This window comes from uncultured Altererythrobacter sp., from assembly GCF_913057185.1.
Lineage (GTDB): Bacteria > Pseudomonadota > Alphaproteobacteria > Sphingomonadales > Sphingomonadaceae > Erythrobacter > Erythrobacter rubellus.
In genome coordinates this window covers 772,678-797,595 of sequence record NZ_CAJXNK010000001.1, presented here as the reverse complement: position 1 = coordinate 797,595, position 24,918 = coordinate 772,678, and the positions used below count along the sequence as shown (strand labels likewise).

At 56.4% G+C, this 24,918-nt stretch carries 28 protein-coding genes and 1 tRNA gene; 11 read left to right on the top strand and 18 right to left on the bottom strand.

The window, feature by feature from the left end:
• Together QZ487_RS03990 and QZ487_RS03985 are read left to right on the top strand one after the other, a co-directional pair.
• Complete coding sequence (locus QZ487_RS03990; RefSeq protein WP_296023404.1) at positions 1–1,326, top strand: acetylornithine deacetylase; 1,326 nt, start codon at positions 1–3, stop codon at positions 1,324–1,326.
• Positions 1,323–2,069: an SDR family NAD(P)-dependent oxidoreductase gene (locus QZ487_RS03985; RefSeq protein WP_296023402.1), complete on the top strand. Its 747-nt coding sequence runs from the start codon at positions 1,323–1,325 to the stop codon at positions 2,067–2,069. The genes QZ487_RS03990 and QZ487_RS03985 overlap by 4 nt, the downstream gene beginning before the upstream one ends.
• Before the next feature lie 31 nt (positions 2,070–2,100).
• Here the strand turns inward: QZ487_RS03985 and QZ487_RS03980 are convergent, their stop codons facing one another.
• The 3 genes from QZ487_RS03980 to QZ487_RS03970 all read right to left on the bottom strand — a co-directional run bounded on the left by QZ487_RS03980 (position 2,101) and on the right by QZ487_RS03970 (position 4,347).
• Positions 2,101–2,643, bottom strand: coding sequence for a winged helix DNA-binding protein (locus tag QZ487_RS03980; RefSeq protein ID WP_296023401.1), 543 nt, complete (start codon positions 2,641–2,643; stop codon positions 2,101–2,103).
• Positions 2,644–2,688: 45 nt separating this feature from the next.
• Positions 2,689–3,393, bottom strand: coding sequence for an Asp/Glu racemase (locus QZ487_RS03975; RefSeq protein WP_296023400.1), 705 nt, complete (start codon positions 3,391–3,393; stop codon positions 2,689–2,691).
• A gap of 186 nt (positions 3,394–3,579) precedes the next feature.
• Positions 3,580–4,347, bottom strand: a complete 768-nt coding sequence (locus tag QZ487_RS03970; protein WP_296023399.1) for an IclR family transcriptional regulator — start codon at positions 4,345–4,347, stop codon at positions 3,580–3,582.
• Between the two features lie 99 nt (positions 4,348–4,446).
• On the opposite strand from QZ487_RS03970, the gene QZ487_RS03965 reads away from it, so the two are divergent.
• Genes QZ487_RS03965 through QZ487_RS03950 form a run of 4 tightly spaced genes read left to right on the top strand, consistent with a single transcriptional unit; the run spans position 4,447 to position 8,319 of the window.
• Entirely contained in the window at positions 4,447–5,229 is a 783-nt protein-coding gene (locus tag QZ487_RS03965) for a fumarylacetoacetate hydrolase family protein (RefSeq protein WP_296023398.1), read from the top strand.
• Complete coding sequence (locus QZ487_RS03960) at positions 5,226–6,182, top strand: acetaldehyde dehydrogenase (acetylating) (protein ID WP_296023397.1); 957 nt, start codon at positions 5,226–5,228, stop codon at positions 6,180–6,182. Before QZ487_RS03965 ends, QZ487_RS03960 begins: the two co-directional genes overlap by 4 nt.
• A complete protein-coding gene (dmpG, locus tag QZ487_RS03955; RefSeq protein WP_296023396.1) occupies positions 6,179–7,207 on the top strand; it encodes a 4-hydroxy-2-oxovalerate aldolase in 1,029 nt (342 codons plus the stop codon). Before QZ487_RS03960 ends, dmpG begins: the two co-directional genes overlap by 4 nt.
• Before the next feature lie 23 nt (positions 7,208–7,230).
• Positions 7,231–8,319, top strand: a complete 1,089-nt coding sequence (locus tag QZ487_RS03950; protein WP_296023395.1) for an NADH oxidase — start codon at positions 7,231–7,233, stop codon at positions 8,317–8,319.
• 45 nt (positions 8,320–8,364) lie between these two features.
• Here QZ487_RS03950 and QZ487_RS03945 read toward each other — a convergent pair whose 3' ends face one another.
• From QZ487_RS03945 to QZ487_RS03935, 3 genes are all read right to left on the bottom strand, one after another.
• Complete coding sequence (locus QZ487_RS03945; RefSeq protein ID WP_296023394.1) at positions 8,365–8,991, bottom strand: nucleotidyltransferase family protein; 627 nt, start codon at positions 8,989–8,991, stop codon at positions 8,365–8,367.
• Positions 8,966–9,778 (bottom strand): XdhC family protein, encoded by an 813-nt coding sequence (locus QZ487_RS03940; protein WP_296023393.1) that lies wholly within the window; start codon positions 9,776–9,778, stop codon positions 8,966–8,968. Before QZ487_RS03940 ends, QZ487_RS03945 begins: the two co-directional genes overlap by 26 nt.
• Positions 9,779–10,182: 404 nt before the next feature.
• Positions 10,183–10,269 (bottom strand) — tRNA-Leu (locus QZ487_RS03935).
• A gap of 176 nt (positions 10,270–10,445) precedes the next feature.
• Here QZ487_RS03935 and QZ487_RS03930 point away from each other — a divergent pair.
• A complete protein-coding gene (locus QZ487_RS03930) occupies positions 10,446–11,390 on the top strand; it encodes a complex I NDUFA9 subunit family protein (RefSeq protein WP_296023392.1) in 945 nt (314 codons plus the stop codon).
• Here the strand turns inward: QZ487_RS03930 and QZ487_RS03925 are convergent.
• Positions 11,387–11,890 carry an NfeD family protein gene (locus QZ487_RS03925; protein WP_349665847.1) on the bottom strand — a complete coding sequence of 168 codons (504 nt, stop codon included), beginning with the start codon at positions 11,888–11,890 and terminating at the stop codon, positions 11,387–11,389. The two genes, QZ487_RS03930 and QZ487_RS03925, sit on opposite strands and share 4 nt — an antisense overlap.
• On the bottom strand, positions 11,887–12,882 hold the full coding sequence (locus QZ487_RS03920; protein WP_296023391.1) for an SPFH domain-containing protein: 996 nt from the start codon (positions 12,880–12,882) through the stop codon (positions 11,887–11,889). The genes QZ487_RS03925 and QZ487_RS03920 overlap by 4 nt, the downstream gene beginning before the upstream one ends.
• A 162-nt stretch (positions 12,883–13,044) precedes the next feature.
• On the opposite strand from QZ487_RS03920, the gene QZ487_RS03915 reads away from it, so the two are divergent.
• Positions 13,045–15,159: a PQQ-dependent dehydrogenase, methanol/ethanol family gene (locus QZ487_RS03915; protein ID WP_296023389.1), complete on the top strand. Its 2,115-nt coding sequence runs from the start codon at positions 13,045–13,047 to the stop codon at positions 15,157–15,159.
• On the opposite strand, the gene purU is transcribed toward QZ487_RS03915, so the two are convergent.
• Together purU and purT are read right to left on the bottom strand one after the other, a co-directional pair.
• Positions 15,156–16,010 carry a formyltetrahydrofolate deformylase gene (purU, locus tag QZ487_RS03910; RefSeq protein ID WP_296023388.1) on the bottom strand — a complete coding sequence of 285 codons (855 nt, stop codon included), beginning with the start codon at positions 16,008–16,010 and terminating at the stop codon, positions 15,156–15,158. The genes QZ487_RS03915 and purU overlap by 4 nt on opposite strands.
• A gap of 52 nt (positions 16,011–16,062) precedes the next feature.
• Complete coding sequence (gene purT / locus QZ487_RS03905; RefSeq protein ID WP_296023387.1) at positions 16,063–17,244, bottom strand: formate-dependent phosphoribosylglycinamide formyltransferase; 1,182 nt, start codon at positions 17,242–17,244, stop codon at positions 16,063–16,065.
• 121 nt (positions 17,245–17,365) lie between these two features.
• On the opposite strand from purT, the gene QZ487_RS03900 reads away from it, so the two are divergent.
• Positions 17,366–17,941, top strand: a complete 576-nt coding sequence (locus QZ487_RS03900) for a redoxin domain-containing protein (RefSeq protein ID WP_296023386.1) — start codon at positions 17,366–17,368, stop codon at positions 17,939–17,941.
• A 24-nt stretch (positions 17,942–17,965) separates the two neighbouring features.
• Here the strand turns inward: QZ487_RS03900 and QZ487_RS03895 are convergent, their stop codons facing one another.
• A complete protein-coding gene (locus QZ487_RS03895) occupies positions 17,966–19,246 on the bottom strand; it encodes an aspartate kinase (protein WP_285976474.1) in 1,281 nt (426 codons plus the stop codon).
• A gap of 52 nt (positions 19,247–19,298) precedes the next feature.
• On the opposite strand from QZ487_RS03895, the gene ubiG reads away from it, so the two are divergent.
• On the top strand, positions 19,299–20,039 hold the full coding sequence (gene ubiG / locus QZ487_RS03890) for a bifunctional 2-polyprenyl-6-hydroxyphenol methylase/3-demethylubiquinol 3-O-methyltransferase UbiG (protein WP_296023385.1): 741 nt from the start codon (positions 19,299–19,301) through the stop codon (positions 20,037–20,039).
• Here ubiG and QZ487_RS03885 read toward each other — a convergent pair.
• The 4 genes from QZ487_RS03885 to QZ487_RS03870 form a co-directional block, all read right to left on the bottom strand.
• Positions 20,017–21,015, bottom strand: a complete 999-nt coding sequence (locus QZ487_RS03885) for a glycerophosphodiester phosphodiesterase family protein (RefSeq protein WP_296023384.1) — start codon at positions 21,013–21,015, stop codon at positions 20,017–20,019. The two genes, ubiG and QZ487_RS03885, sit on opposite strands and share 23 nt — an antisense overlap.
• A gap of 281 nt (positions 21,016–21,296) precedes the next feature.
• Positions 21,297–21,638 carry an arsenate reductase gene (locus QZ487_RS03880; RefSeq protein ID WP_296023383.1) on the bottom strand — a complete coding sequence of 114 codons (342 nt, stop codon included), beginning with the start codon at positions 21,636–21,638 and terminating at the stop codon, positions 21,297–21,299.
• Between the two features lie 156 nt (positions 21,639–21,794).
• The gene (ruvC, locus tag QZ487_RS03875) at positions 21,795–22,268 is read right to left on the bottom strand and encodes a crossover junction endodeoxyribonuclease RuvC (RefSeq protein ID WP_285976470.1); all 474 of its coding nucleotides are present in this window, start codon (positions 22,266–22,268) and stop codon (positions 21,795–21,797) included.
• Between the two features lie 8 nt (positions 22,269–22,276).
• Positions 22,277–23,023: a YebC/PmpR family DNA-binding transcriptional regulator gene (locus QZ487_RS03870; protein ID WP_296023382.1), complete on the bottom strand. Its 747-nt coding sequence runs from the start codon at positions 23,021–23,023 to the stop codon at positions 22,277–22,279.
• A gap of 56 nt (positions 23,024–23,079) precedes the next feature.
• On the opposite strand from QZ487_RS03870, the gene QZ487_RS03865 reads away from it, so the two are divergent.
• Positions 23,080–23,838: a CPBP family glutamic-type intramembrane protease gene (locus QZ487_RS03865; protein WP_296023381.1), complete on the top strand. Its 759-nt coding sequence runs from the start codon at positions 23,080–23,082 to the stop codon at positions 23,836–23,838.
• Here the strand turns inward: QZ487_RS03865 and QZ487_RS03860 are convergent.
• The 3 genes from QZ487_RS03860 to QZ487_RS03850 all read right to left on the bottom strand — a co-directional run bounded on the left by QZ487_RS03860 (position 23,835) and on the right by QZ487_RS03850 (position 24,865).
• Positions 23,835–24,182, bottom strand: a complete 348-nt coding sequence (locus QZ487_RS03860; protein WP_285976467.1) for a heavy metal-binding domain-containing protein — start codon at positions 24,180–24,182, stop codon at positions 23,835–23,837. The genes QZ487_RS03865 and QZ487_RS03860 overlap by 4 nt on opposite strands.
• Positions 24,183–24,232: 50 nt before the next feature.
• Positions 24,233–24,469, bottom strand: coding sequence for a DUF2312 domain-containing protein (locus QZ487_RS03855; protein ID WP_285976466.1), 237 nt, complete (start codon positions 24,467–24,469; stop codon positions 24,233–24,235).
• An 81-nt stretch (positions 24,470–24,550) separates the two neighbouring features.
• Positions 24,551–24,865 (bottom strand): DUF1244 domain-containing protein, encoded by a 315-nt coding sequence (locus QZ487_RS03850; protein ID WP_285976465.1) that lies wholly within the window; start codon positions 24,863–24,865, stop codon positions 24,551–24,553.
• Positions 24,866–24,918 lie beyond the last annotated feature (53 nt).

Genomic DNA, 24,918 nt, shown 5'->3' with positions numbered 1-24,918 from the left:
ATGGAACCGACCAGACAGATGCCCTTTAGCCAGGAGATGTCAGCGGCCTATGAAAAGGCGCGGGGAAAGCTCGACGGCGAACGGCTGAAGCAGCTGCTGTTCGAGATCACGAACATTCACTCTCCTACCGGTGCGACGCGAGATGTCGTGGATTTCATAGCCGGCAGGATGGAGGAGGTTGGCCTAAAGCCGACAATCGATCCTATGACGGAAATTTCCGCGAATGTCCTTGGCGAGAGGCGCGGCTCTGGCGGCGGAGCAACCTTGCTGCTCTACGCACCGATCGATACCCATCTCGAAGGCGATGAGAGCGACTATCCATGGGTTGGCGAAGAATCCTTTATCGATCTCAGACCCAAAGCGAAAATTGTTGGTGACTGGGTTTACGGACTCGGCTCATCAAATCCGAAAGCGCTGGCCGCCTGCAAGATGGAAGTCGCTACCGCCCTGATTGAAGCCGACTTGCCGCTGATCGGCAATCTGAACGTCGGCTTCGCTGACGGCGGAATGCCGGTCACGATACCTTCGCGCAACAATGCCGGGATGAGCCACGGTGTTCATCATCTGCTCAGCCGGGGGATGGCGCCGGACTTCGCAGTAATCATGAAGCCGTGGAACTGGGTCTATCACGAAGAGCCTGGCATGGGGTGGTTCAAGATCAGGGTCAAAGGGACGCTGGGCTATGCAGGCGTTCCCAGAGGCACACCTGGTTTTCGCAGTTCGATCGTCCCCGCAGCGACTGTAATTCAAGAACTGGAAGCGTGGTTGATCGATTATGCCGAAAGGAACCGTTCCGGCGACGTCTATCCGCACGGCTGGATAGGCGGCGTACGAAGCGGCTGGCCCGATCGACCCAGCTTTCCGAGTGCGATTACCGAGATATTCTTTGACGTAAGGATCAACCCGCGGACCAGTCCAGCCGAAGTCAAGGCGCAGTTCGAAAGCTTCATGCTGGATTTTGTACGCCTGCACCCCGACATCGAATGCGACTGGGAAATGTACGGCTCCGTTCCCGGCGGCACGACCGATCCGGAAAATTGGATCATCCAGTCCGCACGGCGAGGCTGGGAACATATAGAGGGCCGCCCCTATACCAAGCCCGATCCTCTTGGTGGCCAGACCGACGGAGCCGCACTTCGGCGACTTGGCGTGCCAACAGCACGGCTTGGATGGCCCTGGCCTGCAGAAGGATCGCCGGAACCGATAGCAGAAGGACTTGGCGGCATGGGCGCAACCTATGTGCCTGACATGATGCCATGTCTTGAGAAGATCCTCTACATCTGCATCGACACGTTGATGCGTCCCCGCGAGGAGCTGGGCCTTTGACTCAAAGTGGCAAGGTCGCGGTGATCACCGGTGCGGGTTCGGGAATGGGGCGTGCAGTGGCGCTCAAGCTGGCGAGCCAGGGGGCAACAGTTGTTCTGAACGGACGCGATCAGAACAAGCTGCAAGTCGTCGCCAATGAAATAGGCGACCTAGGAGCAGCTGCGAAAGTGCGCCCCGGAGATATCTCGCGCCGCAGCGTAGTAGCCGAATTAATGGCAAGCGTTGGAGATGAGTTTGGTCGCATCGACCTCGCCTTCAACAATGCTGGGGGGCATGACAGCTTTAAGCCGCTTCACACTGTCCCAGACACTGAAAGCGAATGGGTCATCAACCTGAATTTCAAAGCTGTTTACTATTGCATGCTCGAACAGCTCAAATGGATGAACGCACAATCCAGTGGCGTGATCGTCAACAATGCATCGATTTTTGGCCTAAAGGGTGTCCCCGGTATCGCTCACTACGTCGCGGCCAAACATGCAGTGATCGGGCTGACCCGCTCTGCTGCGCTCGACTATGCAGGAAGCGGGATTCGTATCAATGCGATCTGCCCTGGTGCAACCGAAACGCCCAACCTGCTCCGAGTATCCGGCGGCGACAGCCACACATTCGACGAGATGATCCCGCGAGGCAGGCTGGGACAACCGTCAGAGGTTGCGGATGCTGTATCTTGGCTAATGTCCAACGAGGCATCCTACATAACAGGGGCCGCCCTATCGGTCGACGGCGGCATGGGGGCGAGTTGATCTGGCGGCTATTTGGACTACTGCCATATCATCAAGACTGACGATTGGATCGATTCAACCTATTTAGAGTGCTCGATGTGCGGGAACACTCTTCGTAAATCCCGGTCAATAGGGATAGAAGGTTTGTCGCATCTTCAACTCGCGTGTCGAAATCGGCAATGTTCTTGAGTTGCTTTATGAATATTTCGCGCCTGAGTTCTGCATAGTCATCAGTTAGTTTTTTTCCGACTTGTGTAACAGAGTAGTTATGATTTTTTGTTCCTTCCTCTTTCAACTTCTTAATATACCCGGAACTTTCTAGTTTTCTGAGACTATATTGAATGTTGGGGAGATCATCGCGATTCAAAAGTCTTGCGATCGTTGCACCACTTTTTGGGCGATTCTGCATGCGAATTACGTGAAGGATCAAGTGCTCCGAATGCTTGAGTTCCGAGAGCCCGACGATCTCGTCAGCCGATGCAACCCAGCGTACGAAAGCCTCAAGTGCCCGCAACATGGCAAATTCCAGCTCGGTAATACGAAACTCGGTGTCGTCTTTTGCCAAATGCCAGTCGCGATAATATGTGGCTTCCATTCTCACCTCGTACTCGTGCCGCTACAAATTTCTCATGCTTATCCTTCAAGCATTGTGAGATGACAAGGCTGCGCCGTATCCTGCTACGACCGGAGTGAGGTCCAGTGATTTGAGCATCTGACGAACCGTGCAACTGGAGGCAGTGACAACAGGCAATCCGAATTTCTGTTCCGCGGCATCTATTGCCGCGGCGGCCGGCATCTGCACGCACGCGGACAAGACGAGTGCCTGTGCTTCAGTCAAGTCTATTCTCGAAGCCTCTTCCAACGCCTGCTCCGGCAGCCGGCGGCCTACGGCGAGGTTGTCGGATATCTCGAGTGCGCGGCTAGCACAAACCTCGATATCCTCGGCCTCGATGTAGTCGATCACAGTTTGAGTCAAAGGCTTCATATAGGGCGCAAGCACAGCCACCCTGGACAGGCCGAGTTCCTTCAGGGTCGTGATCAAGGCGCCCGCGCTGGTAATAACGGGTGAGGTACAATCTGCCTCTCGCGCAGCTGCTGAAAGCTTCTCCTGGCTCTTGCGGTGATAACCAGGGCCCATCGCCATGATCGCCACGAGGCAGGCGTAACCCATGACATCCACTCTTGCATCCGCCAGTTCAAGGGCGCACCGCAGGCTTTGTGCATCCATGGCCGCCAGTTCTTCCTTGACGACATGCATCATGCGCATCCGGCTTGAATGGAAGGTAAATCGCTCCGGACAACTCCTTTCGCGCGCCCGTAACATGGCGGGAATTTCTGTTTCCATCGTTGTATTCGAGCTTGGGACGATCTGTCCGATACGGAATGTGTTTGTCATAATCTGAAACTGAGTTCCCTCTTGAGGAAGGGGGGATGCGAGCCATCAGTCCGACGCCGCTAAGTTGCATGTACATTGATGTTCAATTGAATGTCAATATACACCACTGGGCAGGCGAGAGTGTGATGTGCAGCCTTAATCGACTGCTGCAATTTTGCGGCCAATCTCCCGTGCCAGATCCGAAGTGGATCGAGCGATCTCGCCCATCCTCTTCCCCTTGAGATTGGCCTTGTCAAAAGAGAGCGAAACCGCTGCTTTCACCTCCCCATTAGGCCAGACGACGGGAGCAGCACAGCACACAAGATTCTCTGCAATCTCTTCGCGATCCCAGGCAACGCTCTCTTTGCCGATCTGATCCAACTCGGCACGCAACACCTCCGGATCTGTGATGGTTGCCGACGTTATTCTGACGAATGGTCCGGAATCGAAATAGGCATTGCGCTCTGCTGGTCGCTCATGAGCCAGCAGTATCTTGCCCAGAGCCGAGCAATAGGCCTCCAACTGGCCGCCTTCTCTGGTGAAGGAACTCTCGCGCGCCGAACCTTCCTTCGCCAAATAGGTCACCATGTTATCCCGCAGGACACCCAGATGCGCGGTACACGAGTGGCGGGCGGCAGCTTTCGCCAGAGATGCCCGGCTCAAGGCGACGGTCTTGTTCTCATCTGTAACTATGGCTGAGATCGCTTCCAACCTCGGCCCAGCAATGTACCTGCCGCGTGAGAGCTTTCGTAGATAGCCCGTCTCAACCATGGTCAACACCATTCGATGCGCTGTGGCATGTGGCATGCCAGTCCTCGCGGCGTTCTCGATGAGCGCGGCCTGCCCGCCATCCTCGATGATAGCTTCCAGTAGCTCAAGGGCACGCTCTAGTGCCGCAACAGTGGGGGTCTTTGATCTCGCCATGTGAGATTTATAACATGGCCACGCCTGGTAACAAACCCGCGAATATCATAGTCTGGCGTTCTCAATTGATAGATGATCAACAGCACAGGACCAGTCTAGATGCCTACCTACGAAGAACTGGCCGTCCGGCTACGAGGCGCATACGAACTCGGATGCATAGAACCGCTCCGCGATGCCCTCGACCCGATTGACTCCGACGGCGCTTATGCGGTGCAGACGATTAACACGCGCTATTGGCAGGCGCAGGGCCGCAAGATCGTGGGCCGCAAAGCGGGCCTGACCGCTGAAGCTGTGCAGAAGCAATTGGGTGTCGACCAGCCCGATTTCGGCGTCCTGTTCGAAGACATGCAGATACCCGATGGCGGGAACCTCGATCCCGCACGCACGATCCAGCCAAAGGCGGAAGCCGAGATCGCCTTTGTGCTGGGCGGTGATTTGCCTTCGGTCGAGACGTCTCCGGAAATGGTCGCACAGTCAGTAGCAACGGTACACGCGGCGATCGAGATCGTCGACAGCCGGATTGCCGATTGGAAGATTACCTTTGCCGATACGGTAGCCGACAATGGGTCCTCGGCTTTCTTCGTGCTGGCGACCGAAGGATTGCCCATTGATGGTCTCGATCTCGAGGGGGCGCAAATGAATATGAGCGTAAATGGCGAGGTGGCTTCGGTAGGTATTGGAGCCGCAGCACTCGGCAATCCGCTCAATGCAGCGGCTTGGCTGGCGCGCACCCTCGCTGAAAGGGGTGAACCCCTGACCGCGGGCGATATCCTCTTGGCAGGAGCGCTCGGCCCGATGGTCACACTTGCCCCGGGCGACAAGATCATCGCGACAGTTGACGGAATTGGTTCGTGCAACTTCACATTTGGGGATGACGCATGAGCCGTAAGACCCCTGTGGCGATCATAGGTTCGGGCAATATCGGCACGGATTTGATGATCAAGATCATGCGTCTCTCGGAGGTGCTCGAGATGAGTGTCCTTGTCGGGATTGACCCGGACAGCGACGGACTCAAGCGGGCAACGCGGATGGGTGTCGCCACGACTGCCGAGGGGATCGACGGGCTGATGGCGATGCCCGAGTTCGCCGATATCGAGATCGTCTTCGATGCCACGAGCGCCGGCGCACACAGGCGTCACAGCGAAGCTATCCTGGCCGCGGGCAAGCGCATGGTGGATCTGACCCCGGCCGCCATCGGTCCGTACACCATCCCGCCGGTGAATGGCGAGACCAACCTCGATGCGAAGAACGTCAACATGGTCACGTGCGGCGGCCAGGCAACCATCCCCATCGTCCATGCCGTAAACCGCGTGGCCAAGGTCCACTATGGAGAAATCGTCGCCTCGATCGCCTCAAAAAGCGCCGGTCCCGGCACACGCGCCAATATCGACGAGTTCACAGAGACTACCAGCCAGGCGATCATGGACGTGGGCGGCGCGACGCGCGGGAAGGCAATAATCATCCTCAATCCTGCCGAACCTCCCTTGATCATGCGAGATACGGTCTATTGCCTTTGCGCGGACGCTGACCAGGAGGAGATCCGCTGCAGTGTAGAAGATATGGTGGCCCAAGTTCAGACCTATGTCCCTGGCTATCGCCTTAAGCAGGCTGTGCAATTCGAACATATCGGGTCAAACCGCCCGCTGCGCATCCCCGAGATGGCGAAAACGGGACAGACAGATTTCACCGGCATCAAGGTCAGCGTGTTCCTCGAGGTAGAAGGCGCCGCGCACTACCTGCCCGCCTATGCCGGCAATCTCGACATAATGACCTCGGCGGCCATGAAGACGGCAGAAAAGATTGCCGCGCGTATTCATCAAGGAGTGACCGCATGAACTTCGATCCGACCAGCGCTAAGCTCTACATTCAGGATGTTACCTTGCGCGATGGCATGCATGCGATCCGCCACCAGTACGGGATCGAGCATGTCCAGGCGATCGCCAAGGCTCTCGATGCGGCCAAGGTCGATGCTATCGAGGTGGCCCACGGAGACGGATTGCAAGGTTCCAGCTTCAACTACGGCTTTGGCGCTCATACCGACTGGGACTGGATCGGCGCGGTTGCCGAAGTGCTCGAACATTCGGTGCTCACCACCTTGCTCTTACCCGGAATCGGCACTGTGCACGATCTCAATCGAGCCTATGAGATGGGCGTGCGCTCGGTACGGATTGCGACCCATTGCACCGAGGCAGATGTGTCGAAGCAGCATATCGAAGCGGCGCGCAATCTGGGCATGGATGTATCGGGCTTCCTGATGATGAGCCACATGTCGGAGCCCGAGCCGCTCGCACAGCAAGCCCGGCTGATGGAAGAATATGGTGCGCACTGCGTCTATGTCACCGACAGCGGCGGTGCGATGAACATGGAACAATATGCAGCCCGATTGCAGGCTTATGACCGGGTGTTAAAGCCGGAGACGCAGCGTGGTGTCCACGCTCATCACAATCTATCCCTGGGTGTCGCCAACTCAATCGTGGCTGTGCAGAACGGTGCCGTCCGCGTGGATGCCAGCCTCGCCGGGATGGGCGCAGGTGCGGGCAATGCCCCGCTCGAAGTCTTCATCGCCGCAGCTGACAGCTACGGCTGGAACCACGGCTGCGATCTCTATTCACTGATGGATGCGGCAGAAGACCTCGTCCGCCCGCTGCAGGATCGACCCGTTCGTGTGGACCGCGAAACGCTGACGTTGGGCTATGCCGGGGTCTATTCGAGTTTCCTGCGCCACGCGGAAAAGGCTGCGCAAGATCACGGTCTCGATACACGCACCATCCTTGCCGAAGTGGGCCGCCGCAAGATGGTCGGCGGACAGGAGGACATGATCGTCGATGTTGCTCTGGATCTTTCAGGTGAAAGGAATTGATTGCACGCCGGCTCGTCTCCCGTTTGGAACGGGACGGTTCGCTGACACTGCGATTGCGCAACGAAGAGGTCGGTTCCCTCGCGGCAAACGCCTTATTGCTGAAGGTCGATGCAGCGCCGATTAATCCTGCCGATTTGAAAGCGATGCTTTGCAGTCTCGAACCGGACGCCCTCTATGCGGTCCACGATGCAGCGGGCGAAGCACTGTGCGGTAACCTGCCCCCTGAACTCGCCAAGGCATTCGGTTGGCGTCTTGGTGTAGATATGCCGCTCGGCAACGAAGGCACGGGGATTGTTATAGCCGCAGGAGAAGCGGACAGTGCCCAGCAACTCATAGGCAAGAGGGTCTCTACAGCCACGAGGGGTATGTATAGTGACCATTGCATCGTCGACTGTAACGATTGCCTTGTTCTGTCTTCTTCCAGTCCGGTCGAACTTTGTGCGGCTGCCTTTGTCAATCCAATGACGGCACTGGCAATGCTGGAAACGATGCACAACGGAGGGCATAATGGCCTTTTGCTGACTGCTGCGGCATCCAATCTCGGGAAGATGGTCAATCGGCTGTGCGAGGCGGAAGGCGTACCCCTCGTCAACATCGTTCGATCGGACAGAGCTCGCGATGCCCTTCTGGAATTGGGCGCCGACCACATCTGCAATAGCTCGGACCCCAATTTCCGTGATCATCTCATCAATGCGCTGGTCGAAACCGGGGCAACCATCGCCTTTGATGCTATGGGCGGAGGAGCTCTGGCAGGCCAAATCTTGCACGCGATGGAGGACGCGCTTGCACGCAGTGCCGGTATTTCGGGACCATACGGTTCTAAAATCGGGAAGCAGCTATACTTCTTTGGCGGGCTTGATCCAGCTCCCGTGACATTCTGGCGCAATTTCGGGATGGCATGGAATATCGGAGGATGGCTCCTCCAATCGGAGCTGAAGAAGTTCAGCCCCGCAAAAGTTGCAGCGATGAAGGGCTATGTGGTCGACCGACTTGACGATATTTTCTCAAGCGAGTTTGCGGGCACGATTGCTCTTGAGCAAATGCTCCAGCCCGACACTCTGCAAGCATGCATGGGTATTCGAACCGGAGGCAAGTGGCTCGTCAGGCCATGACAAACGAGCCAGCGCCGGCACACATCTGATCTTCCCTAGATTGGGTTATTGAGATCGGTCTCCCGATCCCCGGCATGCCAGTATGTTTTCCGCTGTCCTTATGTCGTCAGGCGTGTCGACATCCAATAACGTGCTAGTTGGTGCAGCACATCTGGTGATGTCGGTAAGGCCGCGCAACAGTTTGCCTGCACCCTGATCGCCGCGAAGCTCAAGCAACCGAGGATAGTAGCTCGCCGGAAAGCGGGCAGGAACGCCGAGACCGCCATCCTCATGGATTGTGGCCGCAACACCTTCGCAGGTCCCAACCCTCTTCAGATGGTCCGGTTCTACAAGAGGCATGTCCGCCAGACAAACAAGGAGGGACTCTGCTCCAAGATGTTGTGCAGCTCCTACCGCCAAGCCGATCGAATGTGAAAGTGGTGTGGCCTGCCGCTCTTGCACTTCGAGAAAGGACCACTCCGTCGCTACGCCCAGCTTGGCCGCGAAGAGCGGTCGGCAGACCAAAACTCCGGGCTCGAACCCCGCCGCGTCGATTGCCTTCAATGCCCACGCCACCACTGGCATCCCGCAACAGGGCGCAAGCAGCTTGTTCTCCCCAAACCGCCGTCCTTTACCAGCGGCAAGGACTGCCACCAGCGTTTGCGACCTACCGATGCGGGTGAAGGCTGTCATACTCGGCCATGACGTGCGAAAATATCGACAACGCGAGCATATCCGGCTCGCGCGTTCGTGGAATCAATCCAACAGGACTATGAAAGCGTGAATCTGCGCTGGACCCAAGCCCATTTGCCTGGAGCATGGCCTCACGTTCTTCTCGTACAGCCTGCCCCCCCTGGACCCCAACAAAGAAAGCATCCGTGCGCAGCGCCCAGGGTAAGAGCATGCGCTCCCACTCATGATCGTGAAACAGGATCACGATCGCGGTCCACGGGTCGATGGAAATATCTTCCGGGGCGTGCCCGAGCGACAAGCTCGCCATACCCGGGCCTGCATCGCCAATTGGAAAGCGACATTCGACATCCACTCCGTAACCCTGCGCGAAATCTACCAAAGCCGTGACCTCGCGGCCCGTTCCAAGAACCACCAGCCGAGGCTGCGGAATGTAGGCTCTTCGTTGCAGGAATGATGGGTGGGACTGCAGGTTCAAATCGAGCGTCGCAGGCCTTCTCTGCGTTAACTGGCGTAGAACTTGCCTGCCTGCTTCAAAATCCGGTGCTGTATCGATAAGGATGTCAATGCCGCTTCCGCACGGCAGCCGAAAATCTATGTTCAGCGAGTTCTTGCCAAACCTCATTACAAACGCACCAAGGCCGGTGCGCGCCCGTTCGGCCTCCCGCCGCAACTGCTGCTCAAGACAGCCATCCGCAAGCGATCCGACCATGTCACCGTGCCAGCCAACGGCAAGCTGCGCGCCCAATCGGCGTGAAAAAGAGCCTTCAATATTGACTATCGTGCACATCGCCGCATTGCCCTCGGCGCAGCGAGCAAGTGCAAAATGATCCGACTGCAACTTTCCGGCTCCCCGCTAAATATGCCTCCATCGCCTGATCTATGATGAGTTCGTGGTTGCAGGGCAACCCAGACGCACCCTCATTCTCTCATAGAATGAGATTTTCGGCATCGCTTCGGGGGCGTTCGAACGGTCTACTGCTGGATGCCGATGCGGGCCTGTGAATTCAGTTTCCGAAGAAGCTTGCAAAAATCTGAGGCTGGGACGATTCGAGAGGAATCGAGATTCGAGTGCCAGGGACCGGTAGGTGCTGCGAGGGAAGAGAAAAGACGAATAGGGACAGTGATTTGGAGAACCAATGCGAGTCTTCAGAACTCGCCATTTTCTCTCTATATGTCAATGCGTTAATCTGATGGTGCCCAGAAGAGGACTCGAACCTCCACATCCTTGCGAATACTAGCACCTGAAGCTAGCGCGTCTACCAATTCCGCCATCTGGGCATAGGCTCTTCGCAAAACATATTTCGCGAGAACGAGCGAGGCGCGCGGTTAGCCCCGCTACGCGGCCCTTGTCAACGACTCATTTCCGCCATTTGCCTACCTCCAAACACTTGCGGCCGCGCGCTGCTTGGGGCAATGCGCTGCCAATCGACCAGGCAACCTTTCGGAAAAGCAACATGACCCGCCCCTCTTCGCTCAAGGACAAACTCGTAACTCTGTTTGGGGGCAGCGGTTTCCTTGGGCAATATCTGGCGCAGGCGCTTTTGGAACGGGGAGCCCGGCTACGCATCGCCAGCCGCAATCCGGAAAAGAGCCACAGGCTAAAGCCGCTTGCCAATTTAGGGCAGATCCAATTTGCCCGCTGCAACATCAATGATGCACGCCAAGTGCATGGGGCCGTTTCCGGAGCAGATGCTGTCGTCAATCTGGTGGGCAGCTTTGGTGGCGACTTGATGCAGCTTATGGGCAATTCCGCCGGAGAAGTGGCTTCGGCAGCAAAGGCTTCAGGGGCAGAAGCGCTGGTTCATATCAGCGCAATCGGCGCCGATGCGGATTCTGCTTCAACCTATGCTAGAGCCAATGCGCTTGGCGAGGAATTGGTGCGTGAGAATTTCGTCAACGCGTCGATCCTGCGTCCATCGGCGCTGTTTGGAGAAGACGACAATTTCGTAAACATGTTCGCCGGATTGGTCCAAATGATGCCTGTACTGCCGGTTTTTGGGCCAAGTTCACGTCTACAGCCAGCCTTTGTCGATGATTTAGCCGAGGCGATTGCGAACGCCCTTGAAGATCCAGGCAAGCATGGCGGAAAAACTTTCGAGCTCGGTGGTCCGGAAGTGATCACTATGATGGAATTGAATCAGCGTATCGCTGACTCGCAAGGCCGCAAGAGAACATTCTTGCCTGTGCCTGACACAGCCTCAGCCGTGTTCGCTGCATTGCCTTTGACGCCGATGAATCGTGATCAATGGGTCATGTTGAAAGAAGGCAATTGCGCGTCTGGCGACTACCCCGGTTTCAAGAAACTTGGCGTCACACCGCGCCCACTCGGTCTGTTTCTAGACAAATGGATGGTCCGTTATCGCAAGCACGGCCGGTTCAACGAAGGGCTTGCTAGCTAGGCCTGTTTGCCGCCAGCATCGTCAGTATCCCCGGCAGGGCTGTCAGCGATCAGATTGAACGGCTCCACCATCAGAATAGTGCCATCGCTTCCGGTGATGCGAACACGCTCCCCCTCTCCAATATCCGGTCCGCGCGCAATCCACTCGCTATCTCCATATTTGACGCGACCTGAACCACCGACGATTGCCTGAGTGACCAAGGCATTTTCACCGATCAGACGTGTGCCGCGCTGATTGAGCAGCGGGTCCGAGCTTTCGATCGGGGAATCGCGCAGGAAACGCTTTGCGCTGAACGCTGCGATCAATGACAAAGAAACGAACACCACGACTTGTGCCGGCAGCGCAAGGTCGATGCCCAAAGTAAGCAAGCCGGTTATAATCGCCGCGATTGCAAGCCAGATCAGATAGACGCCCGGAACCAGCATCTCCAAAGCGGCCAGGATCAGACCGATTGCGATCCAGACCCAGTGCGCATCAAATCCTTCGAGCCCGTTCATCATGTGCCGCCTGTCCGCGGCACGCTTGCTCGTGCACGATCTTTCGGCAGGGGTTGACCAGTGCGGGATCCGGTTGTGACATCACCTTGGTTCGGATCCATCGCATCGCGAACCAGCTCACCAATACCGCCTAGCGTCCCAATCAACTGCGTAGCTTCGAAAGGGAAGAGGATAGTCTTGGCATTGGGGCTGTCAGCAAACTTACCGACAGCTTTGGTATACTCCTGCGCGATAAAATAGTTTATCGCCTGATTGCCTGAAGAAGCAATCGCATCTGACACCATTTGGGTTGCCCGAGCCTCGGCCTCTGCGGCGCGTTCGCGCGCCTCGGCATCGCGGAATGCGGCTTCGCGTTTTCCCTCCGCTTCGAGGATTGCCGATTGCTTAGAGCCTTCCGAACGCAAGATTGCGCTGGTCTTGTCGCCCTCTGCCTCGAGGATTTCTGCACGCTTCAAGCGCTCTGCCTTCATCTGGCGCGCCATAGCTTCAGAAATGTCATGGGGTGGCCGGATATCCTTGATTTCAACGCGCGTGATCTTGACACCCCAGGGCGAGGTCGCGTGATCAACAACCGACAGCAGGCGAGCGTTGATCTCGTCACGCTTTGAAAGTGTCTCGTCCAGGTCCATCGAGCCCATAACGGTGCGCAAGTTTGTAGTCGTTAGCGCCATGATCGCCTGGTAAAGATGGGTCACTTCATATGCTGCTTTGCCTGCATCGAGCACCTGAAAAAACACCACGGCATCAACGCCGACCATAGCATTATCTGCAGTGATGATTTCCTGACCCGGAATATCAAGCACTTGCTCCATCATATTCACTTTCTGGCCAACACGGTCGATGAAAGGGATAATCAGGTGCAATCCAGGCTGGGCAGCGATGGTAAACCTGCCAAGCCGTTCGATCGTATAGACATAACCTTGTTTAACCACGCGCACTGCCATGAGCAGGAAGACAATAAGCAAGAACAGCAACGCGATCAGCACAAATTCCATGGGTCAAACTCCGCTAAGACCAGAGACGGTAACGTAACCACCAAACAGCCAGACGCCAATCAAAAGCGGAAACCTGTCACAAATGTGGAGATGGACAAAGGCAGCAGCGCAAGGCAGTCTGGAGACAAGTGCAGATAAACCGGCACCGGGGAGAGCGCAAAAGTGAGAAAGTTCGGAATTGCCTTAGCGGCAGCACTAACGCTGAGCGCGTGCAGCGAGAGCGGAGTGGATGGTGAAGCATTGCTCAACGCCGGCGATGATGGTGCGAACTGGATCACTTACGGCCGGACCTATGACGAGCAACGCTTCTCGCCGCTTGATCAAATCAACACTGCGAACGTCGAGGAGTTGGGCTTGGCGTGGTTTGCAGACATGGACACAGCGCGGGGACAAGAAGCCACGCCGCTGGTCATTGACGGCAAACTTTATCTCACAACCGCATGGAGCAAGGTCAAAGCATATGATGGTGTAACCGGCGCTCTTCTGTGGGAATATGATCCGGAAGTCCCGGGCGAAACCGCCGTCAAAGCCTGCTGCGATGTCGTCAACCGCGGACTGGCGACCTGGGGCGACAGCCTATTTTTGGGCACTTTGGATGGCCGCCTGGTGAAGCTTGATCGCGAAACGGGCGCAGTCGCGTGGAGCAAACAAACGACCGACCCGGAACAAAGCTATACTGTCACCGGCGCTCCTCGGATTATCGATGGCAAGGTCTTGATCGGTAACGGTGGCGCGGAGTTCGGCGTACGCGGATACATCGCGGCCTATGATGCTGGCTCAGGCCAGGAGCTATGGCGCTTCTACACCGTTCCTGAGGGTACAGAGGACGAAACTTCGCCCGAGTACCTTCAGGCTGCCGCCGAAACCTGGAACACAGAGGTCCTTGCAGGTTCAGACGCGATCGGCGGCGGCGGAACGGTTTGGGATTCGATGGCACACGATCCCGACCTGAATCTGCTCTATATCGGTGTCGGAAACGGCTCACCCTGGAACCGGGCTTATCGCTCTCCAGGCGAAGATGGCACCGGTGAAGGGGATAATCTTTATCTTTCCAGCATTGTCGCAATCCGGCCCGATACAGGCGAATATGTTTGGCACTATCAGACTACACCGGGCGAAACATGGGATTACACCGCGACGCAGCATATTATGCTCGCCGACATGGAAATCGACGGCGCCCAACGTCAGGTACTGATGCAGGCTCCGAAGAATGGATTCTTTTACGTGCTCGATCGGGCCACAGGCGAATTCATTAGCGCCAAGCCATATGTCACAGTGAACTGGGCAACCGGAATCGACGAAAGCGGCCGCCCGATCGAGAATCCCGAAACGCGCGTCGACAAGACTGGCCAGGCAGCCATCGTAACGCCGGGCGCTTTGGGCGGACACAATTGGCACCCGATGGCCTACCATCCGGACGAAAACCTAGTCTACATTCCGGCATTTGAAGCGGGGATGGTCTATTCGCCTGAAGCCGACTGGAAACCGGACAGGGACCGCGGGTTCAACGTCGGTTTTGATTTGAGCGCGGGCGACCTGCCGCCCGATCTTGGATTCCGAAAGGAGATCACAGGTACGCTGAAGGGTATGCTGGTAGCTTGGGATCCAGTGGCGCAGGAGCCGCGCTGGACCGTTGAACATCCGGGGCCCTGGAACGGCGGGTTGCTGGCCACGGCAGGCGGACTGGTGTTTCAGGGTACCGCAGGAAGCGAGTTCAACGCTTACAACGCCACGAATGGTGAGAAGCTATGGAGCTTCCCGGCACAAACCGGAGTGGTCGCGCCGCCGGTCACCTATACTATTGACGGCGAACAATATGTTGCTGTGTTGGCTGGCTGGGGCGGTGCCTATGCACTGTCCGTCGATGGACAGGCAATCCGCGATCTTGCTCCTGTACGCAACATCAGCCGCCTGCTTGTATTCAAGCTCGGGGCGGATGGAGCCTTGCCACCGGAACTAGAGCTGGCGAATCTCCCGCTTGATCCACCGCCCAGCCGAGCAAATTCAGCGACCATTTCCTTGGGCGGGGAAAAATACGCACGCTACTGCGCGGTTTGCCACGCACCAGGCGCTGTGGGATCGACCGTACTGCCAGACCTCAGGCGCTCGGGTACGCTGTCGAACCCGGCTAGCTGGCAAGCGGTTGTGCGTGAAGGCATGTTACAGAGCCGCGGCATGGCAAATTTTGCCGACAGCCTGAGCGCTGAGGAATCCAACGCGATCCGCGAATGGGTGATCTTCCGCGCGAATGAAGACAAAGCTGGAGGGTTGAACTAACCTTTGAAGACCACAGTTCGGCTGCCATTGAGGAGCACGCGCTCTTCCAAATGAAGCCGGACAGCTTCAGCCAGAACGCGGCGTTCAATGTCTCGTCCTTTGCGGACAAGTTCATCGGGACTGTCTGCATGCGTGATAGGTTCGACATCCTGATGAATTATCGGGCCTTCATCCAGGTCAGTTGTGACGTAGTGCGCCGTGGCGCCGATCATTTTCACACCACGAGCGTGCGCCTGATGATAGGGTTTTGCGCCTTTGAAGCCGGGCAGAAAGCTGTGGTGGATGTTGATGCACCGCCCCGTGAAGTGGGCCGCTTGCTCATCTGACAAGATCTGCATGTAGCGCGCCAGAACTACCAACTCTGCTTGTTTTTCCTGAGCGATCGCACGAACCTGAGATTCTTGCGCGGCTTTTTCGCCCGCGCGGATAGGTAAGTGATGGAACGGGATTTCGGCGAAATCCAGATGTTCGAAGGTTTCGCGCGGATGGTTTGAAACGATCGCCACAGGATCCATCGGCAGTTCGCCAATACGCCAGCGATATAGCAAGTCTGCCAGACAATGATCAAACGCGCTCACCATCAGCATGACGCGACGTGGCCGGTCCCGCAATGCGAGTTTCCATTCCATTGCATAGTCGCTGGCGACAACCGAAAAGGCAGTGCGTAAATCATCGTGCGATGCGGAAACAGTTTCGAATTCGACGCGCATGAAGAAACGATCACTCTCGCGATCATTGAACTGCTGTGCTTCGAGGACATTTCCCCCGTTCTCAAACAGAAAACCGGTCACCTTCGCGGTGATACCCGTCCTGTCCGGGCAAGATAAAGTAAGGACTAGAGGCGCCTTCATCGGTTCAGCGACTAGTCTTTGCAACGATGAAGATCAATCCAGCGCTACATTTCTAGTCGCGATAGACTATCCGGACCGCCTTGGCCGCCTGCCTTGCCAGACTGCGTGCATCGTCGGGCGTTTCCGCGCGTGCCAGCGCGACACCCATTCGCCGGTATAGCCGCGTAACTGGCTTTCCGAATAGCCGAACATCGCAATTGCCCTCGCCTGTCGTCAGGGCGTCATGCAATCCGTCAAAGGAAAAATCCCCGCCGTCGCGATCTGCCAAAATAACCGCAGAGGCAGATGATCGCGCAGCAACTTTCTCTGGAACGGGCAAGCCCATGATGGCGCGGGCGTGCAAATCGAATTCGGTCAGGTCCTGCGACACAAGCGTGACCATACCGGTGTCGTGCGGACGCGGTGACAATTCAGAGAAGATTACTTCTTCGCCTCTAATGAAGAACTCCACACCGAACAGACCCCAGCCTTTGCCATTGCCTTGCAGTGCGGTGACAACCTTCGCAGCCATCTCTTGTGCCTTCGCAATCGCCGCACTGCTCATCGGTGTGGGTTGCCAACTCTCCTGATAGTCGCCTCGTTCCTGTCTGTGACCGATAGCAGGGCAGAAAGTGATCCCTGCTTTGTGACGCACAGTCAGAAGCGTGATCTCATAGTCGAAGTCCACAAACTGCTCCACAATGACGCGGGTGCGATCGCCACGCATATTGGCAACGGCATAATTCCACGCCTCCTCGAGTTCCGCTGCATGATCGACTTTGCTCTGCCCCTTGCCTGAAGACGACATCACCGGCTTGATCAAACAAGGGAAGCCGGTTTCTTGCGCCGCGGCGCACACACCCTCGAAATTTTCTGCATAGCCATAGATCGAAGTGGTTAGCCCCAACTCGTCTGCGGCCATGTCTCGGATCGCATCACGATTCATGGTCAACTGCGTTGCCTTCGCAGACGGCACGACATTAAAGCCCTCCGCCTCTAGCTCGCCCAGTACCTCTGTTCGGATCGCTTCAATTTCAGGGACAATCAGGTCGGGCTGGTGTTTCTCAATTGTCGCTCGCAGCGCATTCCCATCAAGCATGGAGAACACTTCGCTCGCATCGGCGACCTGCATTGCAGGGGCATTCTCGTAGGCATCACAAGCTATGACGTAAGCGCCCAAACGTTTGGCAGAGATGACAAACTCGCGGCCCAATTCGCCTGAACCAAGCAGCAAGATTTTCTGTGTGAAAGGCATTGGATCACCATAGCGCGTGCTAAGGTCCAATCCAAGCGCACCACAAAAAGAAAGGTGGCGGCTTGCGGTGCAATCGATTGTCTGTAATCCGCCGTGCGACTGGAAAATGGGACTGATGATTATGTCGCTTAAACGCAAGATTTTCGCTGGCGTTGGATTGTCGTTGCTCGCACTGGCCGCATTGGCAGCTTCGCATCTTTGGCCTGCCCTCTTTCCTCCGAAAAACATCGATGTTGGTGTCGCCATTGGCGAGAAAGTTCCGCTCGATCAGCCACTACGAAATGCAGCTGGCGAGCCCACCTCTCTTGCAGAGATCGCGGGTCCGAACGGAACTGTTCTTGTATTGGTTCGCTCCGCGCACTGGTGCCCGTTCTGTAAAGTGCAATTGGCCAATCATGCTGAGATTGCAGGCGATCTGGATCAACGGGGCTACACTCTCGCAAGCCTTTCCTACGACCAACCAAAAAAGCTGGCCGAGTTTGCCGCAGATATGGAGCAGTCCTATCTGATTCTCAGCGACACAGAGAGCGTTTTCATCGATGCAGTCGGTCTGCGCGATCCGCAATATTCCGAAGATCACTTTGCATATGGTGTGCCGCGCGCGAGCGTGCTGATGTTTTCACCGGACGGCACTGTCCAGGCCAAGTTCGTATCGGCTGACTATCGCCAACGCCCAAGCAATGAATATGTACTCTAGATGGTCGAAAGCGCAGCCGACTAGCTAAGCTGCTTCGTCACTTGCATCGAGGCCATAGGCCGTATGCAACACGCGCACCGCCAGTTCGGTCTCGTCTTCATCGATCAAGACAGAAACCTTGATCTCTGACGTTGAAATCGCCTGAATGTTTATGCCGCGATCAGAAAGCGCGCGGAACATCGTGCTAGCAACACCCGCATGGCTCTTCATTCCCACACCAACAACGCTGACCTTCGCGATCTTGCTGTCAGTAATTATGCGATTGAACCCGATTTCTTCGCGCTTGTCTTCAAGCAAGGCTTGCGCGCGCGCCAGATCGGTTTGCGGAACAGTGAACGTAACGTCCGTCTCACCCTTGTCGCGGCCCACGTTCTGAATGATCATGTCGACGTTGATTGAAGCATCGGCGAGCGGTTCAAAGATATGCGCCACGGCGCCGGGCTTGTCTGGTACGCGCGTCAAGATCACCTTCGCTTCATTCTTGTCATGCGCAATACCGGTAACGTGCTGGCGTTCCATTTCGCCACTCTCCACTAGCTGGTTCATCTCATCATCCGACACGATCATCGTGCCGGGCAGTTCGTCTGCAGGGATCGCATCTTCGCCAAGAAAGCTGGACAATACCTGCAATCGCACGTCGGCCTTCATCGCTAAACCGACCGAACGCGTCTGCAGAACCTTGGCGCCCACAGACGCCAGTTCCAGCATTTCTTCATAGGTTACGGCTTTAAGCTTGTGCGCTTTGGCCACAATCCGTGGGTCCGTGGTATAGACGCCATCGACATCTGTATAAATGTCGCAGCGATCAGCCTTGACCGCAGCAGCCACAGCCACAGCTGACGTATCCGAACCGCCACGCCCCAGCGTTGTAATCCGGTTATTGTCGCCGAGCCCTTGAAAGCCAGGGATCACAGCGATTTCTCCAGCGACCATCGATGCTATCAATGCGTCGGCATCAACCGCCTCGACGCGCGCCTTCGAATGCGCTTCGATTGTATGGACTGGCAGCTGCCAGCCAAGCCAGCTACGCGCTTTGCAACCCATGGATTGCAGCGTCAGTGCCAGCAATCCGCTGGTGACCTGTTCGCCGCTCGATACAACCACGTCATATTCGGCAGGGTCATAAAGCGCATTTGCTTCGCGGCAGAAATTGACGAGTCGGTCCGTTTCGCCGGCCATTGCGGAAACAACCACAGCAACCTCATGCCCGGCCGCCTGTTGCTTGCGCACAATATTGGCCACGCGACGAATACGCTCGGTCCCGGCCATAGAGGTGCCGCCGAATTTCATCACGATACGTGCCAAGGCTTGAAAGCTCCTGCTGGTTCGAATCCCCGAGCGCTGTTAGGGGTACGGAATGACAAACGCAAATGTCACAAATGTAACTATCCGCCCAGAGGAAGAAGCACATTTTTCCTCACTGGCGCGCGAATGGTGGAATGCGAAGGGACCGATGGCTTCTCTGCATGAAGTCAATCCGGTGAGACTTGCTTTCCTGCGTGAGGCAATCGACATGTATTGGGGAGATGATGTTCAAGCCAGAAGGCCGTTGAGCGGCAGGTCTGCGTTGGACGTGGGCTGTGGTGCTGGTCTAGTGTGTGAGCCGATGGCCAGGCTGGGTGCCGATGTAACCGGTGTTGATGCCTCTGCAGAAAACATCGGCGTAGCAAGCGCGCATGCGGAAAGCTCTGCCTTGGACATCCGTTATATGGCGGGAGAACTCGCGAGCCTCACTCTCGGCACATTCCATCTGGTCACAAGCTTTGAAGTTATTGAGCACGTGGCTGATAAATTGGTCTTTCTCAAGCAACTGGCTACCAGCCTGAAGCCTGATGGCATGCTTGTCATGTCGACACCCAATCGCACTGCGGCTAGCCGTTTGTTGCTTGTCGAAGCGGCAGAGCGGGTGGGATATGTTCCGCGCGGCACGCATGACTGGAATGACTTCATCACACCTGAAGAACTTGGCGATTTGCTGGCGCAAGCAGGTATGGAAATGGGCAATCCTCGCGGCATTGCTTGGCGACCGAGCAAGGGGTTGCATCTATCAGATGACCTATCGCTAAACTACGCTTTCACCGCCCGTCACGCGCGCTGACAGCGCCCTTCGGATCATCCGTGAACACACCGGCGACGCCCGCACCAGCCAGCATTCGATAGAGTGCCGATTGGTCCCCTCTTCCAGAATCACCACCTTGGCCATGCAATGCTGGCGGCAGAAACGCATTTTCCGGGCGCAGCGTCCACGCATGAACCGGCAAACCTGCCGCCCTGGCATCGGCGACCAGAGTGGTGGGTGAACCGTCCGGATTGAGGATCATGGCGATGTTTGCGCCCAAACCATCGGCATAGTCGGCGATTTCTTCCAGCCCCGATGGCGTCGTCATCTCGGTATAGCGCATGCTTGGTTCGTCAGCTGGTCCGTCTTCCGGTTTCACCAACTGGATCAATCTGAACTCGCTGCGTTTGTCGAGCCGTTGCAACGTACCAACCTCGAAACTCTGGATCATGACAAGATCGTCTGGCCCCAGTCCCAGATCGCGAAACTCCCTCAGCACCAGATCCACGATATCAATGCCCACCTCCTCAAGCAGAAAGGTCGGATGCTTGAGCTCGAGATAAAGCCCGATCTTGCGCCCGGTTTCGACTTCCTTGGCGCGGACCAGCCTCACAATCTCATCCAGGGTCGGCACTTGATAAAGCCCATTGTAGCGCGCGTTTGCCGGGCGAATACGCGCAACCCGTTCCTTCGCGCGCAGGGTGCGAATTTCCTCTAACGTGAAGTCTTCGGCAAACCATCCCGCCACAAGCTGACCGTCGATCATCTTGTCACGCAGGCGATCCTCGAACTCCTCCCGGTTGGCGACGTCGGTTGTGCCAGACAGCTCGTTCTCGTGGCGAGAAATCAGCTCGAGATCCTTGGTCACCACCAGGTCTGGCTCGATATAGTCCGCGCCTTGATCAATCGCGAGCTCATAGGCCGCAAGCGTGTGTTCAGGGCGCTCCGCACTCGCCCCGCGATGGGCAATGATCAGCATGTCATTCTCCTGCGCGGCTGTTGGCGAGTAAGGCATTGTAATTGAGAAGAATAATCCGGCAGCCAACAACAAGACCCGCATTAGCCCTTGGTTAGGCAGTTTTAAGGTATTTTTCGAAGTCATGTTCAAAAGCTACTCCTAGAGTCGCTCATCATTGTGATTGGCCTCTATGGGGCCGGTTACGATGTCATGGGTACAAAAGACGATATCATCGGCGCGGCCAACAAACAGGCCGAAGCGATGTCTCCTCGTAAAGTCGACGAGAAAGCCGATTGGGGTTCTGATGCCTTCTGGCGCACTGGTTGACTGCAGGCTGATCACAGCGCCGATTCCCATTCGCCTTCCTTAAAGCCAACCAAAATTCCGCCCGAGTGCTCCACAACGGGTCGCTTGATCATGCTCGGATGCTGTTCCAGCAATATGACAGCTTTGGCTGCATCAATATCGGCCTTCTCCGCATCGGACAGTTTGCGAAAGGTCGTGCCGCGCCGGTTTAACACCACGTCCACCCCATGCGCGTCGATCCAGGCGGCCAACTTGGCCAGATCGGCACCTTCCTTCTTATAGTCGTGGAATGCGTATTCGATACCCTTCGTATCGAGCCACTTGCGCGCTTTCTTCACGGTGTCGCAATTGGGGATGCCGTAGAGGTGTATCACAAGCTAAGTCCTACTGGTTGGAACACATGAAACACTGTCCTAGCGGGAGAAACCTTACTCGCAAATGAGCGCATATTTCCCCTTCGAAACCGATGCTGCTGGATTGGATGATTGCCCATGCCCACGCCTTACATAAGCCACTGCATGTAGAACAGATCAGCGCGACGCAAGATGCGCATCGGCAATCGCCACCGCGAGCGCATCAGCCGCATCGGCGCCTGCGATCTGCGCTCCTGGCAACAGTACCTTGAGCATGGCCTGGACCTGAACCTTGTCCGCACCACCTGTGCCGACAACAGACTTTTTGACCAGCCGCGCGGCATGCTCATTCACCACCAAGTTCGCCGCGCCGCAGGCCGCCAATACTGCGCCGCGCGCTTGCGCCAACTTCAAGGTCGATTGGGCGTTTTTGTTGACGAACACTTCCTCTGCCGCCACGCGATCAGGATTGTGGGCAGCGATCACGGCCGTGATAGCACTGTGCAGCTGATACAGCCGTTCTGCCATAGGCGCCCTGGCATTGGTTTTAACTTCGCCATTGGCGACATGGCTAAGCCGCGATCCCTGGGCACAGATCACGCCCCAGCCGGTGCAGCTGAGCGACGGATCAAGGCCGAGGATTAGCGTCACCGGCAAGCTCAGCCCTCAAGCTTGGCCATGACCTCGTCAGAAATCTCGTAATTGCCCCAAACGGTTTGAACGTCATCATCATCGTCCAGCACATCGATCAGCTTGAGCAGCGTTTCTGCGTTCTTCTCGTCCAGCTCGACAGTCAGATTGGGCTTCCAGGCGAGTTTGACTTCCTTGGCTTCGCCAAGCGACTTCTCCAGACTGCCGGCAACTTCATGCAGATCTTCTGCTGCTGTCCAAATTTCGTGGCCGTCTTCTGATGAGGAAATGTCTTCCGCGCCCGCTTCCATCGCGGCTTCGAGCACTTTCTCTTCGTCACCAGCTTCCGGACCATACTCGATGAAGCCCAAACGTTCGAAACCATGCGCCACCGAGCCTTCAGTGCCCAGATTACCGCCATTCTTGCTGAAAGCTGTGCGAACCGCAGTTGCAGTACGGTTACGGTTGTCGGTCAGTGTTTCGACGATGATTGCACTGCCACCGGGGCCATAGCCTTCGTAGCGGACTTCTTCGTAATTCTCGTCATCGCCCGCGCTGGCTTTATCAATCGCGCGCTGGATATTGTCCTTCGGCATCGACTGAGCTTTTGCCGTATTGATCGCCAGCCGCAGGCGCGGATTCATATCCGGATCGGGCGTGCCCATCTTCGCCGCCACGGTGATTTCGCGGCTCAGTTTGGAAAACAGGTTAGAGCGCTTCTTGTCCTGCGCACCCTTGCGGTGCATGATGTTCTTGAATTTGGAATGGCCTGCCATGGGTTGTCATTCTTCCGCATTTGAAAGTTTGCAAATCTGAGGGTCGCATTAGCCGCATGACAGGTGAATCCACAAGCCTTCCGTCGCTCATTACGATGCGCGCGGAATGGGGCCATTTTCTCGGCTTTCTCAAGCGACCTTCTCTACCAGATAATCAGGCGAGTGATCTGCGCGAAGGCGCACGCGCAGTGTCGCGCATATTAGCGCTCGATCTGATTGCAATGGGAACGCTGCTGGCGATTGCCGGGGCGGTAATGGCATCGGGGATAGAGATACCCGAGACAGCGTTGGCGGGCATCGAGATCACGCCGGGAATCATCTTTGCAGTGATCCTTGTCGCACCGGTCAGCGAGGAAATCCTGTTCCGCAGCTGGCTGTCGGGCCGGCCGCGCTATTTGATCGCGTTTCCGATACTATTGGTCGCCGGACTGACCGCTGTCATGCTGGCCGCAAACAACACGGGCGAGAACGCAGAAGTGTCGGTTGGCCTCGCGATCATTGCCGGCGCGTTGCTGAGCCTGATCATGTTCGGTGTGCTTTGGCGGAGACCACCGATGCGCTGGTTCCGCACATTATTCCCGGCGATGTTCTGGCTCAGCACTATCGCCTTCGCCTGCATCCACCTGGCGAACTTCAGCGAAGGCAATTGGATGACCTTGCTACCATTGGTCCTGCCACAATTCATCCTTGGTGCTCTGCTTGGCTATCTGCGCGTCAACTATGGTCTGTGGACCGCGATCGCGCTCCATATGATCCACAACGGGTTGATTATCACTATTGTGTTGGCTGCCAGCAAAGCTGCAGGGGCATCTTAGACCTTCACCGCTGTTCCACTGGCCGATACCATCAGCATCGAGCCGGTATCGCCGATCACTTCGTAATCAAGATCGATGCCCACCACGGCATTGCCGCCGCGCGTCGCGCATTCCGCTTGCAGCTCTTCAATCGCCTGATTGCGCGCGTCCGCCAGAATACGCTCATAACTGCCCGAACGCCCACCTACGATATCGCGGATATTGGCGAACAGATCGCGGAACAGGTTCGCGCCGACGATCACTTCGCCAACCACGATCCCGCAATATTCCTGGATCAGCTTGCCTTCGATTGTGGGCGTTGTGGTTACAATAATCTCGCGCGCATCTTTCCAAGGACCGGCCATAAATTTCTCCTTCTTACTGTATTACCTAGATAATACGCGAAAGCGAAAAATCAACCGAGCCCCAGCGCCGTCTTATAGGTGTCGAGCACCATTTCCATTTCATTGCGATCATCAGGCTTCATTTTGCGCAAGCGGACGACCTGACGCATGATCTTGGGGTCGTAACCGACCGCCTTCGCTTCTGCATAAACATCGCGAATATCATCAGCGATGCCTTTCTTCTCTTCTTCAAGGCGTTCGATGCGCTCGATCAAAAGGCGCAGGCGATCATCGGTGGCGTCGGCCATCTTTACTTGTCTCCATTGGAATGAGAATCACTTTGGACACGCGATAGCCAGCAAGGTCAGCCGCGTGAACCGGGCACGCGATCAATCCACTCTATTTTTCGCGACACTGGCTTCCATCGCAGCCAGTTGTTCTTCGGTAGCGGGTTTTTGCCGGGTCGCTTTCCACTCATCTTGTGGCATGCCGTGGATCAGTTCGCGCGCCGCTGCTTTGTCACCATCGAAGCCCGCATCGCGGATCCAGTCGGCCAGGCAATTGCGGCAGAATCCCGCCAATCCCATCAGCTCGATATTCTGCGCGTCATGGCGATGCTGAAGGTGGCGCACCAGCCGGCGAAAGGCCGCAGCCGCTATTGCGTCGTCCAAATGATCAAGCGCGTCTAGTGAATTCGTATCCATCGCATAGTATCCCTTGTGACTATTCCTTGAGTTGCAACACAACTTTGTCATAG